Annotated in this window: 13 protein-coding genes; all 13 read right to left on the reverse strand. The window is 69.7% G+C overall.

The window, feature by feature from the left end; all coding sequences use genetic code 11:
• Nucleotides 1-14 precede the first annotated feature (14 nt).
• Nucleotides 15-656 (reverse strand): arsenate reductase/protein-tyrosine-phosphatase family protein, encoded by a 642-nt coding sequence (locus IEZ15_RS00605; protein ID WP_189273328.1) that lies wholly within the window; start codon nucleotides 654-656, stop codon nucleotides 15-17.
• Nucleotides 653-1,300: an L-threonylcarbamoyladenylate synthase gene (locus IEZ15_RS00610; RefSeq protein ID WP_114246670.1), complete on the reverse strand. Its 648-nt coding sequence runs from the start codon at nucleotides 1,298-1,300 to the stop codon at nucleotides 653-655. The genes IEZ15_RS00605 and IEZ15_RS00610 overlap by 4 nt, the downstream gene beginning before the upstream one ends.
• A gap of 64 nt (nucleotides 1,301-1,364) precedes the next feature.
• Nucleotides 1,365-2,210 carry a peptide chain release factor N(5)-glutamine methyltransferase gene (gene prmC, locus IEZ15_RS00615; RefSeq protein ID WP_114246669.1) on the reverse strand — a complete coding sequence of 282 codons (846 nt, stop codon included), beginning with the start codon at nucleotides 2,208-2,210 and terminating at the stop codon, nucleotides 1,365-1,367.
• 42 nt (nucleotides 2,211-2,252) lie between these two features.
• Nucleotides 2,253-3,329, reverse strand: coding sequence for a peptide chain release factor 1 (prfA, locus tag IEZ15_RS00620; protein ID WP_114246668.1), 1,077 nt, complete (start codon nucleotides 3,327-3,329; stop codon nucleotides 2,253-2,255).
• 155 nt (nucleotides 3,330-3,484) lie between these two features.
• Nucleotides 3,485-3,709, reverse strand: a complete 225-nt coding sequence (gene rpmE, locus IEZ15_RS00625; protein ID WP_019764351.1) for a 50S ribosomal protein L31 — start codon at nucleotides 3,707-3,709, stop codon at nucleotides 3,485-3,487.
• A gap of 142 nt (nucleotides 3,710-3,851) precedes the next feature.
• Nucleotides 3,852-4,955: an LCP family protein gene (locus IEZ15_RS00630; protein ID WP_114246667.1), complete on the reverse strand. Its 1,104-nt coding sequence runs from the start codon at nucleotides 4,953-4,955 to the stop codon at nucleotides 3,852-3,854.
• Between the two features lie 423 nt (nucleotides 4,956-5,378).
• Nucleotides 5,379-7,397, reverse strand: a complete 2,019-nt coding sequence (gene rho, locus IEZ15_RS00635) for a transcription termination factor Rho (RefSeq protein ID WP_189273331.1) — start codon at nucleotides 7,395-7,397, stop codon at nucleotides 5,379-5,381.
• 393 nt (nucleotides 7,398-7,790) lie between these two features.
• The gene (thrB, locus tag IEZ15_RS00640; protein WP_114246665.1) at nucleotides 7,791-8,708 is read right to left on the reverse strand and encodes a homoserine kinase; all 918 of its coding nucleotides are present in this window, start codon (nucleotides 8,706-8,708) and stop codon (nucleotides 7,791-7,793) included.
• A 355-nt stretch (nucleotides 8,709-9,063) separates the two neighbouring features.
• Nucleotides 9,064-10,134 (reverse strand): threonine synthase, encoded by a 1,071-nt coding sequence (gene thrC, locus IEZ15_RS00645; RefSeq protein WP_189273333.1) that lies wholly within the window; start codon nucleotides 10,132-10,134, stop codon nucleotides 9,064-9,066.
• Between the two features lie 6 nt (nucleotides 10,135-10,140).
• The gene (locus tag IEZ15_RS00650; protein ID WP_189273335.1) at nucleotides 10,141-11,496 is read right to left on the reverse strand and encodes a homoserine dehydrogenase; all 1,356 of its coding nucleotides are present in this window, start codon (nucleotides 11,494-11,496) and stop codon (nucleotides 10,141-10,143) included.
• A 95-nt stretch (nucleotides 11,497-11,591) separates the two neighbouring features.
• Entirely contained in the window at nucleotides 11,592-12,983 is a 1,392-nt protein-coding gene (lysA, locus tag IEZ15_RS00655; RefSeq protein WP_114246662.1) for a diaminopimelate decarboxylase, read from the reverse strand.
• 26 nt (nucleotides 12,984-13,009) lie between these two features.
• The gene (nrtL, locus tag IEZ15_RS00660) at nucleotides 13,010-14,005 is read right to left on the reverse strand and encodes an ArgS-related anticodon-binding protein NrtL (RefSeq protein ID WP_189273337.1); all 996 of its coding nucleotides are present in this window, start codon (nucleotides 14,003-14,005) and stop codon (nucleotides 13,010-13,012) included.
• A 55-nt stretch (nucleotides 14,006-14,060) separates the two neighbouring features.
• Complete coding sequence (locus IEZ15_RS00665; protein ID WP_229845669.1) at nucleotides 14,061-14,495, reverse strand: response regulator; 435 nt, start codon at nucleotides 14,493-14,495, stop codon at nucleotides 14,061-14,063.
• Nucleotides 14,496-14,582 lie beyond the last annotated feature (87 nt).

The following is a 14,582-nucleotide window of genomic DNA, read 5'->3' on the forward strand; positions in this document are numbered from 1 at the left end:
GAGTGGCGCAGGCGTCAGTGCGGGGCGGGTACGCCGGTCAGTGCGGTGACGACCGGGTCGAGGGCCTGGTTGATCTCGTCGCCGATGGACCGGAAGAACGTGATCGGGGCGCCGTACGGGTCGTACACCTCGTCGGCATCGGCGGTGGGGGCCAGCAGCCAGCCGCGCAGCGCGGCCGCGGCACGCACCAGTGCGCGGGCGCGCTCGACCACACCCTCGTCGCGCGGGTCGGGCAGCGTGGCAGGGTCTATGGCCCGGACCAGCCGGGTGAATTCCTTGAGAGTGAAGGTCCGCAGGCCGGCCGAGTGACCCATCGAGATCACTTGTGCCCGGTGGTCGCGGGTGGCGGTGAGCACCAGGTCGGCACGGATCACGTGCTCGTCGAGCAGTTCCCGGCCGACGAAGCCGGTGGTGTCGGCGCCGAAGTCGGCGAGGACGATCTCGGCATTGGCTTCCATGGGGGCGCCTTCGTGGCCCCAGGTGCCCGCACTCTCCACGATCAGTCCGCCTTGACGCGGATCGCCGAGGCGGTCCACCAGGGCGTGCCGGGTCAGCCGCTCGGTGATCGGTGAGCGGCAGACATTGCCGGTGCTGACGTGGAGGATGCGGAAAGTGTCGGCCTGCCCCGCTATGCCACGCCCCTCAGGGGCGGTCAATTGGCCACCTCGAGGTCGGGTACCACCTTGCGGAGTTCCTCGACGGAGAGCGCACCGGCGCGCAGCAGTACGGGGACCTTGCCGGTCACATCGACGATCGACGAGGGCACGATGCCGGGCGTCGGGCCGCCGTCGAGGTAGACGGAGACGGAGTCGCCGAGCATCTCCTGGGCGGCGTCGCAGTCCTCGGGGGCCGGGTGTCCGGTGAGGTTGGCGCTGGAGACGGCCATCGGGCCGACCTCGGTGAGCAGCTCGATGGCGACCGGGTGCAGCGGCATCCGGATCGCGACGGTGCCGCGGGTGTCCCCGAGGTCCCACTGCAGCGACGGCTGGTGCTTGGCGACGAGCGTGAGGGCGCCGGGCCAGAAGGCGTCGACGAGCTCCCAGGCCTGCTCGGAGAAGTCGGTGACCAGTCCGTGCAGGGTGTTCGGGGAGCCGATCAGGACGGGCGTCGGCATGTTACGACCGCGGCCCTTGGCGTCCAGCAGGTCGGCGACGCCCTCGGAACTGAAGGCGTCCGCACCGATCCCGTACACGGTGTCGGTGGGCAGCACGACCAGTTCGCCGCGGCGGACGGCCGACGCGGCCTCACGCAGACCCGTCGTACGGTCGGTCGCGTCGTTGCAGTCGTATCGCCGTGCCATCAGCCGGCCTCCTCAAGCATGTACGGGTATGGCGGGTACGGGTCGTGCGGGTGGTGGCCGCCGGTCACGGCATGGCCTTGCGGGCCGTGGCGAACCGCGGCCGGTTGTTCAGGTCGGGGTGGTCGGCCGCATCGGCCCAGCCGCGTTCCTCCGTGAAGATCCACGGCACCTGGCCGCCCTGGGTGTCGGCGTGCTCGATGACGACGAGGCCGCCGGGGCGCAGCAGGCGGTGTGCGGTGCGTTCGATGCCGCGGATGGTGTCGAGGCCGTCCTCGCCGGAGAAGAGGGCCATCTCCGGGTCGTGGTCACGGGCCTCGGGTGCCACGTACTCCCATTCGGTGAGCGGGATGTACGGAGGGTTGGAGATGACCAGGTCGACCTGACCGTCGAGCTCGGGAAGGGCCGTGAGCGCGTCTTGGTGGTGGACGGTGACCCGTGACCCCTCGGCGTTCTTCCTGGTCCACTTCACGGCGTCGTCGGAGAGCTCGACGGCGTGCACGCGCGAGCGGGGGACCTCCTGCGCCATGGCCAGGGCGATGGCGCCTGATCCGCTGCAGAGGTCGACGATGAGCGGCTCGACGACATCCATCGCGCGGACGGCGTCTATCGCCCAGCCGACGACCGATTCGGTCTCCGGGCGGGGGACGAAGACGCCGGGGCCGACCTGGAGCTCCAGGTAGCGGAAGAAGGCGCGACCGGTGATGTGCTGGAGCGGTTCGCGGGCCTCGCGGCGGGCGATGGCCTCCCAGTACCGCGCGTCGAAATCCGCGTCCGGCACATGGTGAAGCTCGCCCCGCTTGACGCCGTGCACGAACGCGGCGAGCTCCTCCGCGTCGAATCGCGGTGAGGGTACACCGGCGTCGGCCAGCCGCTGGGTGGCCTGGGCCACCTCGGCGAGCAGCAGGTTCATCGCGGTTCTCCGTACGGGGTTACGGGCGGGGCGGGCTTGGGCTTATGCGGCGGCGAGCTTGGCGGCGGAGTCGGCGTCGACACAGGCCTGGATCACGGAATCCAGGTCGCCGTCGAGCACCTGGTCCAAGTTGTACGCCTTGAAGCCGACGCGGTGGTCCGAGATCCGGTTTTCCGGGAAGTTGTATGTACGGATCTTCTCGGAACGGTCGACCGTACGCACCTGGCTGCGTCGTACGTCCGAAGCTTCCTGCTCGGCGGCCTCCTGGGCGGCCGCGAGCAGTCGCGAACGCAGGATACGCATGGCCTGCTCCTTGTTCTGGAGCTGGCTCTTCTCGTTCTGGCAGGAGGCGACGACGCCGGTCGGCAGGTGTGTGATGCGCACTGCCGAGTCCGTGGTGTTGACGGACTGGCCGCCGGGGCCCGAGGAGCGGTAGACGTCGATACGGAGATCGTTGGCGTGGATCTCGACGTCGACCTCCTCGGCCTCGGGTGTGACGAGCACACCGGCGGCCGAGGTGTGGATACGGCCCTGGGACTCGGTGGACGGCACCCGCTGCACGCGATGCACCCCGCCCTCGTACTTCAGCCGGGCCCACACGCCCTGGCCGGGCTCTGTGGCGCCGTTGCCGCCCTTGGTCTTCACAGCGACCTGGACGTCCTTGTAGCCGCCGAGCTCGGACTCGGTGGAGTCGATGATCTCGGTCTTCCAGCCGACGCGCTCGGCATAGCGCAGATACATCCGCAGCAGATCTCCGGCGAACAGTGCGGACTCGTCGCCGCCCGCGCCCGCCTTGATCTCCAGGAGCACGTCCTTGTCGTCGCTGGGGTCGCGCGGGACCAGGAGGAGGCGGAGCTTCTCGGTGAGCTCTTCGCGCTGCTTCTCCAGGTCCTTGACCTCGGCGGCGAAGTCGGGGTCGTCGGCGGCGAGCTCGCGCGCCGTCTCGATGTCCTCCCCGGCCTGCTTCCAGGAGCGGTACGTGCCGACGATCGGGGTCAGCTCGGCGTAGCGCTTGTTGAGCCTGCGCGCGTTGGCCTGGTCGGCGTGGACCGCCGGGTCCGCGAGCTTCTTCTCGAGATCGGCCTGTTCACCGATCAGTTCCTCGACGGCCTCGAACATTTTCGGGCTCCTGGTTTCTTCACTCAAACGTGCCTGCTGGACGGCGTGATGCTGTCCGGGCCCGGGTACGGGGACGGCCCGTACCCCGGGCCGGAAAAAAACGCCGGTCTCGGCGCCCCCGGGAAGAGGGCGCCGAGAACCGGCGCAGTGGCTCGCTACTTGCTGGCGGAGCCGGCAGCCTTGCCGAAGCGGGCCTCGAAGCGGGCCACGCGGCCACCGGTGTCGAGGATCTTCTGCTTGCCCGTGTAGAACGGGTGGCACTCGGAGCAGACGTCGGCGCGGATGGTGCCGCCGTCGATGGTGCTCCGGGTCGTGAACGACGCGCCACAGGTGCAGCTGACCTGCGTCTCGACGTACTCGGGGTGGATGTCGCGCTTCAAGGGTTTCTCCTAGGTTCGGGAGGGCGCCGGGTCGTACGCGCGGATTGCGCGTCCGTGAACCGGGGCCGACGTACCAGTCTGCCAGGACCGGCCGTATCTCCCAAAACCGGGGGCGGGCCGCAACTATTCCCGGCCCGCCCTGTCACTGGACGATGCTGCCCGCGACGCCCTTGTCGCCCGCCGACTTCTCCGTGGCGGAGGCGGGGATGGCCTTGTCGTGCTTGAGCGCCGCCCACACCTGCTGGGCGGATTCCTCCAGCGGTACGACGCGGTTCGGGTCGGCCGGGTCGTACTGCACGGGCAGGGTGACCATGTGGACGTTCTTCGAGGCGAGCCCCTTGAGGCCGTTCGCGAAGCCGGTGAGCTGCTCGACCGAACCCAGGTCGGAGTCGGTGGTGATGGCCTTGGTCGCCGTGTTCGCGAGGTCGAAGAGAGTCTTCGGATTCGAGAACACCCCGACGCTCTTGACCTGCTCCATCAGCGCCTTGATGAACGCCTGCTGGAGCTGGATGCGGCCGAGGTCGCTGCCGTCGCCGACGCTCTTGCGCGTGCGGACGAGGCCCAGCGACTGCTCGCCGTCGAGCGTGTGGGTGCCGGGTTCCAGATTCAGATGGCTCTTGGGGTCGTTGATCGCCTTGGTGGTGGTGATCTCCACGCCGCCCAGCTCGTCGATGAGCTTCTTGAAGCCGGTGAAGTCGACTTCGAGGTAGTGGTCCATACGGATGCCGGACATGGACTCGACGGTCTTGACCGCACAGGACGGTCCGCCGACCTCGTACGCCGTGTTGAACATCGCGCGCTGCTCGCCCGCGACGGGCTGCCCCGTGGTGTCGCTGGTGCAGTCGGGGCGGGTGATGAGGGTGTCGCGCGGGATGGAGACGACGGAGGCGCTCTTGTGGCCCTTGTTGATGTGCACGACCATCGCGGTGTCGGAACGGGCCGTGCCCTCGTCGGCGCCGTATTTCGAGTTCGCGCCGGAGCGGGAGTCCGAGCCGAGTACGAGGATGTCCTCGGAGCCGTTGTCGATGTTGTCGGGGCGGTTCTTTCCGAGCGCCGCGTTGATGTCGACGGCCTTGAGATTGCCGTTGAGCTTGAAGTAGGCGTATCCGAGCCCGCCGCCGCCGACGACCACGGCACCGGCCAGGGTCCAGGCGGCGATCACCGTCGCCCTGCGGCGACGGGAAGGCCTCTTCCGGCGTTTGCCGGTGGGGCGTATTCGGCCGCCGCTCCCGCTCTGCTCGGTCATCCGTCTCCTTCTGTCGTCAGCTTCTCCCGGCCAGGGCCTGTCCGGCCCGGATCCGCCGGGCAGGCCCGGTCCCCGCAGCGGTGTTCGGGCACTGGTTTTATCAGCATTTGGCGACTTGTTGCCGCTTCGTACGACGTCGCGGCACGAAGAAGGGTTGCACAGCGACCTGTCACGCCCACGTGAGGACAAAAGGGACGCGCGACCTTGATGAACAGCTGGTGATCCCGCGCTCACCTGCGGTTTCTTGCCAGGTACAGGCATCGTGGTGACTCCTGCCGTCGTGGCGATTGTGTGGCGAAGGTCTCGGATCGGTCGAAAGGTTCGAATCGACTTCGTCACATTCGCGGGCCCTACGACGCAGGGCCGCCCCCGCCACTGGAGTGGCGAGGGCGGCCCTTCGATTCAGCCGATCCGGGTACGACGTCAGTCGTTGCCGTTGCCCGGAGCCGGCGTCGTCTTCTGGATCTGGAGCAGGAACTCCGCGTTGGACTGGGTCTTCTTCATCCGGTCCAGGAGGAGCTCGATCGCCTGCTGCTGGTCGAGCGCGTGCAGCACCCGGCGCAGCTTCCAGACAATGGCCAACTCGTCACTGCCGAGCAGGATTTCTTCCTTACGGGTGCTGGACGCGTCGACGTCCACCGCCGGGAAGATGCGCTTGTCCGAGAGCTTCCGGTCGAGCTTGAGCTCCATGTTGCCGGTGCCCTTGAACTCCTCGAAGATCACCTCGTCCATGCGCGAGCCGGTCTCGACGAGCGCGGTGGCCAGGATGGTCAGCGAACCGCCGTCCTCGATGTTGCGCGCGGCACCGAAGAAGCGCTTCGGCGGGTACAGCGCGGTCGAGTCGACACCACCGGACAGAATGCGGCCGGATGCCGGGGCCGCGAGGTTGTACGCACGGCCGAGACGGGTGATCGAGTCCAGCAGGACGACCACGTCGTGCCCCAGCTCGACGAGACGCTTGGCGCGCTCGATGGCCAGCTCGGCGACGGTGGTGTGGTCCTCGGCGGGACGGTCGAAGGTCGAGGAGATGACCTCGCCCTTCACCGACCGCTGCATGTCGGTGACCTCTTCCGGACGCTCGTCGACCAGGACGACCATCAGGTGGCACTCGGGGCTGTTGACCGTGATCGCGTTGGCGATCGCCTGCAGGATCATGGTCTTGCCGGTCTTCGGCGGGGCCACGATCAGGCCTCGCTGGCCCTTGCCGATCGGTGCGACCAGGTCGATGATCCGCGTCGTCAGGACGTTGGAGTCGGTCTCCAGGCGGAGCCTGTCCTGCGGGTAGAGCGGGGTCAGCTTCTGGAACTCCGGGCGTCCGCGGCCGGTTTCGGGCGCCATGCCGTTGACCGAGTCGAGGCGGACCAGCGCGTTGAACTTCTCGCGACGCTCACCGTCCTTGGGCTGGCGCACCGCACCGGTGACGTGGTCACCCTTGCGCAGGCCGTTCTTGCGGACCTGGGCGAGCGAGACGTACACGTCGTTCGGGCCCGGCAGGTAGCCGGAGGTCCGGATGAACGCGTAGTTGTCGAGGATGTCCAGGATGCCCGCGACGGGGATCAGGACGTCGTCGTCGGAGACGGGAACCTCGCTGGCGAAGTCCTCGCGACCACGGCGGCCACGGCGGTCGCGGTAGCGGCCGCGCCGACCGCGACGACCGCCTGCCTCGTCGTCGTAACCGTCGTCCTGCGGGCCGCCGCCCTGCTGCTGGCCCTGGCGCTGCTGGCGCTGGCCGCCCTGCTGGCCCTGGCCGCCGCCCTGCTCGTCGCCCTTGCCGCGGCGGTCGCGCTGACGGTCGCGGCGCTCCCCGCGCTCGCCCCGCTCCTGACGGTCGCCCCGCTGGCCGCGGTCCTGGCGGTCGCCCCGGCGACCCTCGGCCGTGTCGACGGCGACTTCGGCCTTGGCGTCGGTGCGGTCGTCGCTCTTCGGCTCGGCCTGCGTCTGAGCCTTGGCCTCGGCGGCCGGCTTGCTCTCCGCCTTGGTCTCCGGGCTGCCCGCCTGGGCGGTGGCACGGCGCCGACGGCGCTCACCCGTGGGCTGGTCGTCGCTGGCCGGCTGGCCGGGGATGTCGATCTGCTGCTGCGCGGCGGCCTTCTCGGCGGGCGCGGCGGCCACGGAGTCGTCCCCGGTGCGCGCCTTGGAGGTGGCACGGCGCTTCGGCTTGGTCTCGGCATCCGCGGCGGGCGCGGCGGCCTTGGGCGCGGCGGAGCTACCGGCCTGCGCCTCCTTGATGACCTCGATCAGCTGGCCCTTGCGCATCCGCGCAGTGCCCTTGATGCCGAGGCCGGACGCGACCTGCTGCAGCTCGGCCAGGACCATGCCGTCAAGGCCGGTGCCGGAGCGGCGGCGCCGTGCGGTGGTGCCAGTGGCAGCACCTTCGGCGGGCGCAGCGCTGTCGACGTTCTTGTCGGCAGTCACGCCCATCAGATCGGTGGTGTCGCTCACGAAGGGTCCTTCCCTGGAGCGGACGTCGGCCTTCTGGCTCGGCGACCGGTTGTGCTGTCCGACTGCGGTCTGTGATCTTGCGGATCGCGGACCGTGCCGGGGCGGTGGTCCGCCGGGTACGGCGGAGAGATGAAGGTGTGCAAGGGTCCGGCGCGAGCATCCCCCTGCTCGGCCCACTCCTGGACAAGCGAGGGGTGTCGTGCCGGTTCCGGAGCGTGCACGAAACTGCTCAGGCAGGCTGCTCAGGCAGTTGGGGAGGCTCCCGGAAGAATTGGTGGTCCCGGAAAGGGACACGAAGCAACGCGCCACATAGACGTCGGTTGCAGACTTGAGGTTAACACTACCGGCTCCAACAAACATTCCCCCTCTCACTCACCGGCAATCACTTCTCGGCTACGGGGCGAGCGGCAGCACACTCGCACCCGGGGCGTCGAGAGTGAGCCGATTGGCCGCCCATCCCTCGCCCGCCAGCTGTGCGACCTTGTCGGCCGCACCGTCCTCGGCCAGTGCGAGCACCGTCGGCCCGGCACCGGAGATGACTGCGGGGACGCCGTCGGCGCGCAGTCGGTTCACGAGTTCCACGCTCTGCGGCATCGCCGGGGCGCGGTACTCCTGGTGCAGCCGGTCCTCGGTGGCGGTGAGCAGCAGTTCGGGGTGTCTGGTCAGGGCCTCGACGAGGAGCGCGGAACGGCCTGCGTTGAAGGCGGCGTCCACGTGCGGGACCGTGCGCGGCAGCAGTCCGCGGGCAGTCTCGGTCAGGACCGGCTTGCTCGGGACGAAAACCACCGGAACGATGGAATCTGCGGGATCCATCCTGATGGCGCGGGCGGAGCCGCCGTCCATCCAGGCAAGTGTGAACCCGCCGAGCAGGCAGGCCGCGACATTGTCGGGGTGGCCCTCGATCTCGGTGGCGAGCTCCAGCAGCGCGGCGTCGTCGAGCCGGGCGTCACCGCCGGTCGTCACGGCGCGGGCGGCGACGATGCCGGCACAGATGGCGGCGGAGGAGGAGCCGAGGCCGCGCCCGTGCGGGATGCGGTTGGCACAGACGATCTCCAGGCCGCGGGGCTGTCCTCCGAGCAGGTCGAAGGCCGTACGCAAGGAGCGCACGAGGAGGTGGCTCTCGTCGCGGGGCAGCGTGTCCGCGCCCTCACCCGCGATGTCGATGTGCAGTCCGGAGTCGGCCACGCGGACGACGACGTCGTCGTACAGCCCCAGCGACAGGCCGAAGGCGTCGAAACCCGGGCCCAGGTTGGCGCTGGTCGCAGGGACGCGCACCCGGACGGCGGCGGCTCGGAAGGCGGGACCGGCCATCGCTTAGACGACTCTCCTTGTGAGACAGCGGGGGTGGTGAAGCGTTTTCTCGATGCTGGCGGGAGGTCGTGGCGGCGGGGAGTGGGATTCCGGGGAACCCGACGGCCACAACGGCCCTTGCACCGCGGCAGATGCGGCGGGGCGGGTTGCGTACAGCTTATCGAAGGATGGTTCTGTGGCGACATAGGGCGCACAGGAGGCGCACGATGCGTGTCGCCCGCCTCCTATGCGCTCTCCGCCCCGAGAAGGGGCGGTTGAGCTGGGTTCCTACCGATAGGCGAAGGGGGCTCCTGCCGACGGTGCGCCGGGCTCTCACCGACAGCCGAGCCCGGCTCCTGCCGACCGGCCCCAGGGCTTACGCGAGGCCCAGCTTCTCGGCAGCGGTGGCCGCGTCGACCGGGACCGTGACCGGCTGCGGAGCGCCCGCGACAGCCCAGTCGGGGTCCTTGAGCCCGTTGCCGGTGACCGTGCAGACGATCTTCTGACCCGGGTCGACCTTGCCCTCTTCGGCGGCCTTCAGCAGGCCGGCGACGGACGCGGCCGACGCGGGCTCGACGAAGACGCCCTCCTGGGAGGCCAACAGCCGGTAGGCAGCCAGAATCTGGCGGTCCGTCACCTCGTCGATGAAACCGCCCGATTCGTCCCGGGCGTCCAGCGCGTACTGCCAGGAGGCCGGGTTACCGATCCGGATCGCGGTGGCGATGGTCGACGGGTCCTTGACGATCTCGCCGCGGACGATGGGCGCGGAGCCGGAGGCCTGGAAGCCCCACATGCGCGGGGTGTGCGTGGACATGCTGTCGCCCGCGTACTCCTTGTAACCCTTCCAGTACGCGGTGATGTTGCCCGCGTTGCCGACCGGGAGGACATGGATGTCCGGGGCGTCGCCGAGCGCGTCGACGATCTCGAACGCAGCGGTCTTCTGGCCCTCGATACGGACCGGGTTGACCGAATTGACCAGCGCCACCGGGTAGTTGTCCGAGAGCGAGCGGGCCAGCGTCAGGCAGTCGTCGAAATTGCCGTCGACCTGGAGGATCTTGGCGCCGTGCACAAGCGCCTGCCCCATCTTGCCGAGCGCGATCTTGCCCTGCGGTACGAGGACGGCGCAGACCATGCCGGCCCGCACCGCGTACGCGGCGGCGGAGGCGGAGGTGTTGCCGGTGGAGGCACAGATGACGGCCTGTGCGCCCTCCTCCTTGGCCCGGGTGATCGCCATCGTCATACCGCGGTCCTTGAACGACCCGGTGGGGTTGGCGCCCTCGACCTTGAGGTGCACCTCGCAGCCCGTGCGCTCGGAGAGGACCTGAGCGGGGACGAGCGGCGTACCGCCCTCACGAAGCGTGACGACCGGCGTCGTGCTCGTGACCGGAAGGCGGTCCCGGTACTCCTCGATGATGCCGCGCCACTGGTGGGTGCCCTTGCTGGTCATGGGTCCTTACTCCCCTTCAACACGCATGATGCTGGCGACACCGCGCACGGTGTCGAGCTTGCGCAGCGCTTCGACGGTCGCCGAGAGGGCGGCGTCGGGCGCGCGGTGGGTGACGACGACGAGGGAGGCCTCGCCGCTTCCGCCCGCCCGTCGCCCGCCGCCACCCTGCTCGATGGCGGCTTCGTCGCCACTGCCTGAATTTCGGCTTTGCTGGCGGACAGTATCGATCGATACGCCCTGTTCGGCGAAGACCGTCGCGACCTGGGCGAGTACGCCAGGTTTGTCGGCCACGTCGAGGCTGATGTGGTACCGCGTGACGACCTCGCCCATGGGGCTGACCGGCAGACGCGTGTACGCGGACTCACCGGGACCGGTGGCCTCGCCGAGCTTGTTGCGGCAGACCGCGACCAGGTCACCGAGGACCGCGGAGGCGGTCGGCGAGCCACCGGCGCCGGGGCCGTAGAACATCAGCTGCCCGGCGGCCTCCGCCTCGACGAAGACCGCGTTGTACGCCTCGCGGACGGAGGCCAGCGGGTGGCTGAGCGGGATCATCGCGGGGTGCACGCGAGCGGTGACGGACTGTCCGTCGGCGGCACGCTCGCAGATGGCGAGGAGCTTGACGGTGCAGCCCATGCGGCGGGCCGAGGCGATGTCGGCGGCGGTGACCTCGGTGATGCCCTCACGGTGCACCTCGCCGATCCTCACCCGGGTGTGGAAGGCGATTCCGGCCAGGATCGCGGCCTTGGCGGCGGCGTCGAAGCCCTCGACGTCGGCGGTCGGGTCGGCCTCGGCGTACCCGAGAGCGGTGGCCTCGTCGAGTGCCTCGGAATAACCGGCGCCGCTGGTGTCCATCCGGTCGAGGATGAAGTTGGTGGTGCCGTTCACGATGCCGAGGACCCGGTTGACCTTGTCACCGGCGAGGGATTCGCGCAGCGGCCGTACGAGCGGGATGGCGCCGGCCACGGCGGCCTCGTAGTAGAGGTCCCGGCCGTACTGCTCGGCGGCGGCGTGCAGAGCGGCGCCGTCCTCGGCAAGCAGCGCCTTGTTGGCGGAGACGACGCTCGCGCCGTGCTCGAAGGCGGTGGTGATGAGGGTACGGGCGGGCTCGATGCCACCGATGACCTCGATGACCACGTCGATGTCGCCCCGTTTGACCAGGGCTGTCGCATCGGTGGTGATCAGTGCGGGGTCGATCCCCTCCCGCACCTTGGAGGGCCGGCGCACGGCGACACCGGCGAGCTCGACCGGCGCGCCGATGCGCGCGGCGAGGTCGGCGGCGTGCGTCGTCATGATGCGCGCCACCTCTGAGCCGACCACTCCACAGCCCAGCAGCGCCACCTTCAGCGGACGCGTACGCATCATCCGACCTCGTTTCGTTTACATCTGATGTGTGGACCAGTCTCACTCACCGGACGGGAGTTTCTGTCACTCGTCCGGATCCTGAGACATCTATTTCATCAGCCGACATCGAGACGCAGGAGATCTTCCTCCGTCTCGCGCCGGACGATCACTCGCGCCTCCCCGTCGCGCACGGCGACGACGGGCGGGCGCAGGGCATGGTTGTAGTTGCTCGCCATGGAGCGGCAGTACGCACCGGTGGCGGGCACGGCGATCAGATCGCCCGGGGCCAGGTCGGACGGCAGGAACGCGTCCTTGACCACGATGTCGCCGCTCTCGCAGTGCTTGCCGACGACACGCACGAGCATCGGCTCGGCATCGGAGGTGCGCGAGACGAGCGCGACACTGTACTCGGCGTCGTACAGCGCGGTGCGGATGTTGTCCGACATACCGCCGTCGACGCTGACGTACGTACGCAGCCCCTCCAGGGGCTTGATGGTGCCGACCTCGTACAGCGTGAACGCGGTGGGGCCGACGATGGCGCGCCCCGGCTCGACGGAGATCCGCGGGGTGGCGAGCCCGGCCGCCTCACACTCACGGGTGACGATGTCGCCGAGCGCCTTGGCGATCTCGTGCGGCTCGCGCGGGTCGTCCTCGGAGGTGTAGGCGATACCCAGCCCGCCGCCCAGGTCGATCTCGGGCAGCTCGATGCCGTGCTCGTCGCGCACCTCGGCGAGCAGCTGCACCACGCGCCGGGCGGAGACCTCGAAGCCGGCCATGTCGAAGATCTGCGAGCCGATGTGCGAGTGGATGCCGATGAGTTCGAGCCCGTCGAGGGTGAGCGCCCGGCGCACCGCCTCGGCGGCCTGTCCCCCGGCCAGCGCGATCCCGAACTTCTGGTCCTCGTGTGCGGTGGCGATGAACTCGTGGGTGTGCGCCTCGACGCCGACGGTCACCCGGATCTGTACGCGCTGCCGCTTGCCGAGCCCCTGCGCGATGTGCGCGACCCGCGCGATCTCCTGGAAGGAGTCGAGCACGATCCGCCCGACGCCGGCGGTGACCGCCCTCTCGATCTCCGCGACGGTCTTGTTGTTGCCGTGGAAGGCGATGCGCTCGGCGGGCATCCCGGCATCCAGTGCGCAGGTCAGCTCTCCCCCGGAGCAGACGTCGAGGTTGAGCCCCTCTTCCTTGAGCCAGCGCACGATCGCCCGCGACAGGAACGCCTTCCCGGCGTAGAACACATCGGCGTCGCGCCCGAAGGCGTCGGCCCAGGCCCGGCAGCGGGCCCGGAAGTCGCTCTCGTCGAGGAAATAGGCGGGGGTGCCGAACTCCTCGGCCAGTCGCGTCACTTCGATCCCGCCGACGGTGACCGCACCGTCCTCGTTGCGGGCTACGGTACGGGCCCAGACCTTCTCGTCAAGGACGTTGAGATCGGCGGGCGGGGCCGTGTAGTGCCCCTCCGTCATGACATCGGCGTGACGGGGCCCGGCGGGGTGTGCGGATCGGCTCATCGTGTTGCTCTGTTCTCTCGGGTCTCTCAGAGGACTTCGGGTGCGCTGATGCCGAGCAGGGACAGGCCGCCCGCCAGCACCGTCCCGGCGGCCTCGGCAAGGGCGAGCCGGGAGCGGTGGGCGACCGAGGGTTTCTCGTCACCGACGGGGAGCGGGGCGGCGCCGTCGTGGAAATCGAAGAAGGCATGTGCGACCGCTTCCAGCTGCCGGGCGAGCCGGTCGGGCTCCCGGTGGCGGGCGGCGGCGGCGAGCACACCGGGATGGTCGGCGAGGAGTGCACCGAGCACGGGCGCGTCCACACGCTCCTCGTAGGCGCCGCAGAACCCGAGCTGCTGAGCGTTCCGGCTCAGGGCCCTGGTCCGGGCGTACGCGTACCGCACCCGGAACAACGGATTGCTTTCCTGCTGCACGAGGAGCTCATCGCTCCCTGTGCACCGGGCCCGGTCGTGCGGGGCCGCCCGCAGCAGTGCCCAGCGCGCGGCGTCACTCCCGAGCCGTGCGAAGAGATCGCGGTCCGCGGCGGGCACGGGCACCACATGCAGTGCCTCCCCGTCGGCCGTCCGCGCCCCGACTTCCGCCCCCTGGGACCGGAGCAGCCGCTCGACGGTCCCGGTGACGACACGGGCGCGCAGTTCCTCGACGGGTACGAAAGAGGCCGTGATGCCGACGAGGGCGTCCCCGTGCCCGTACTCGGTACCGCCCGCCCCAATGGCGCCGACAAGGGCGGCCAGGCCGTCGTCACCGTCCAGGGTGAAGTTCAGGAACCCGGGCCCGGTGACCTCGACACCACCGATCCCCGGAGTCCCCTGCACCCGCTCCCGAAGAATCTCGGCCACTTCCCTGGCCGGCAGCGCGGCGGGTCCGGCCAGCTGGAGGGCGACGGCAGTGGCGTAGTCCCCACGACCGCCCGGCCGTGTCCGCTCCACCCGCACGCGCGCGGGCACGGGCGCGCGCAAGACGTCCTCGTCGACCGCGCGGCGCACGGCGTGCAGCACGGTCCTGGAGAGATCGGCGGGGGTCACAGGACAAGCGTATGGGAGGAAGGGGGGCGCCCCGCGACCCGGTTTCGCCATGCGGTCACCCCGCGGCGCTCTCCGCTCTCCCGGCGCCATGTCTGCCGTCGGCCGACGGCGGGTCCCCCCTGTCCGTCAACTGCCGTACGAGCCGCACCAGCTCGCTCGGCTCGAAGGGCTTCGCCAGGAACGCATCGACGCCTGCGGCGACCCCGCTGTCCACCTCGTACGGCGTACACGCACTGATGACCGCCACGGGCAGATGTCTGGTCCGCGGATCGGAGCGCAATCTGGTGGCGGTCTGCAAACCGTCCAGCCGGGGCATCGCGACATCGAGCGTGATCACATCGGGACAGACTCGATGCACCAGATCCAGACACTCGACACCGTCGGCCGCGGTCACGACCTCGAAGCCCTCAAGCTCAAGATTGACCCTGATCAAATGCCGGATGACCTTGTTGTCGTCGACAACAAGCACGCGGCCACAAGCCCCTGACACACTCCGAGAGTAGGCGGGGCGTAGGGGCTGCGTCCGGGTTTTGCCTATTTCCGACCCCGGACGAGTGGCACAGGGGGTGGCCGGATG

The sequence above is a fragment of the Streptomyces atratus genome, assembly GCF_014648655.1.
GTDB classification, from domain to species: domain Bacteria; phylum Actinomycetota; class Actinomycetes; order Streptomycetales; family Streptomycetaceae; genus Streptomyces; species Streptomyces atratus.

Excerpts from the sequence above, each read along its gene's own strand:
- IEZ15_RS00610 (WP_114246670.1), bottom strand. The coding sequence starts at position 1,300 with ATGGCACGGCGATACGACTGCAACGACGCGACCGACCGTACGACGGGT.
- lysA (WP_114246662.1), bottom strand. The coding sequence starts at position 12,983 with ATGAGCCGATCCGCACACCCCGCCGGGCCCCGTCACGCCGATGTCATG.
- prmC (WP_114246669.1), bottom strand. The coding sequence starts at position 2,210 with ATGAACCTGCTGCTCGCCGAGGTGGCCCAGGCCACCCAGCGGCTGGCC.
- thrC (WP_189273333.1), bottom strand. The coding sequence starts at position 10,134 with ATGACCAGCAAGGGCACCCACCAGTGGCGCGGCATCATCGAGGAGTAC.
- IEZ15_RS00630 (WP_114246667.1), bottom strand. The coding sequence starts at position 4,955 with ATGACCGAGCAGAGCGGGAGCGGCGGCCGAATACGCCCCACCGGCAAA.
- thrB (WP_114246665.1), bottom strand. The coding sequence starts at position 8,708 with ATGGCCGGTCCCGCCTTCCGAGCCGCCGCCGTCCGGGTGCGCGTCCCT.
- prfA (WP_114246668.1), bottom strand. The coding sequence starts at position 3,329 with ATGTTCGAGGCCGTCGAGGAACTGATCGGTGAACAGGCCGATCTCGAG.
- IEZ15_RS00650 (WP_189273335.1), bottom strand. The coding sequence starts at position 11,496 with ATGATGCGTACGCGTCCGCTGAAGGTGGCGCTGCTGGGCTGTGGAGTG.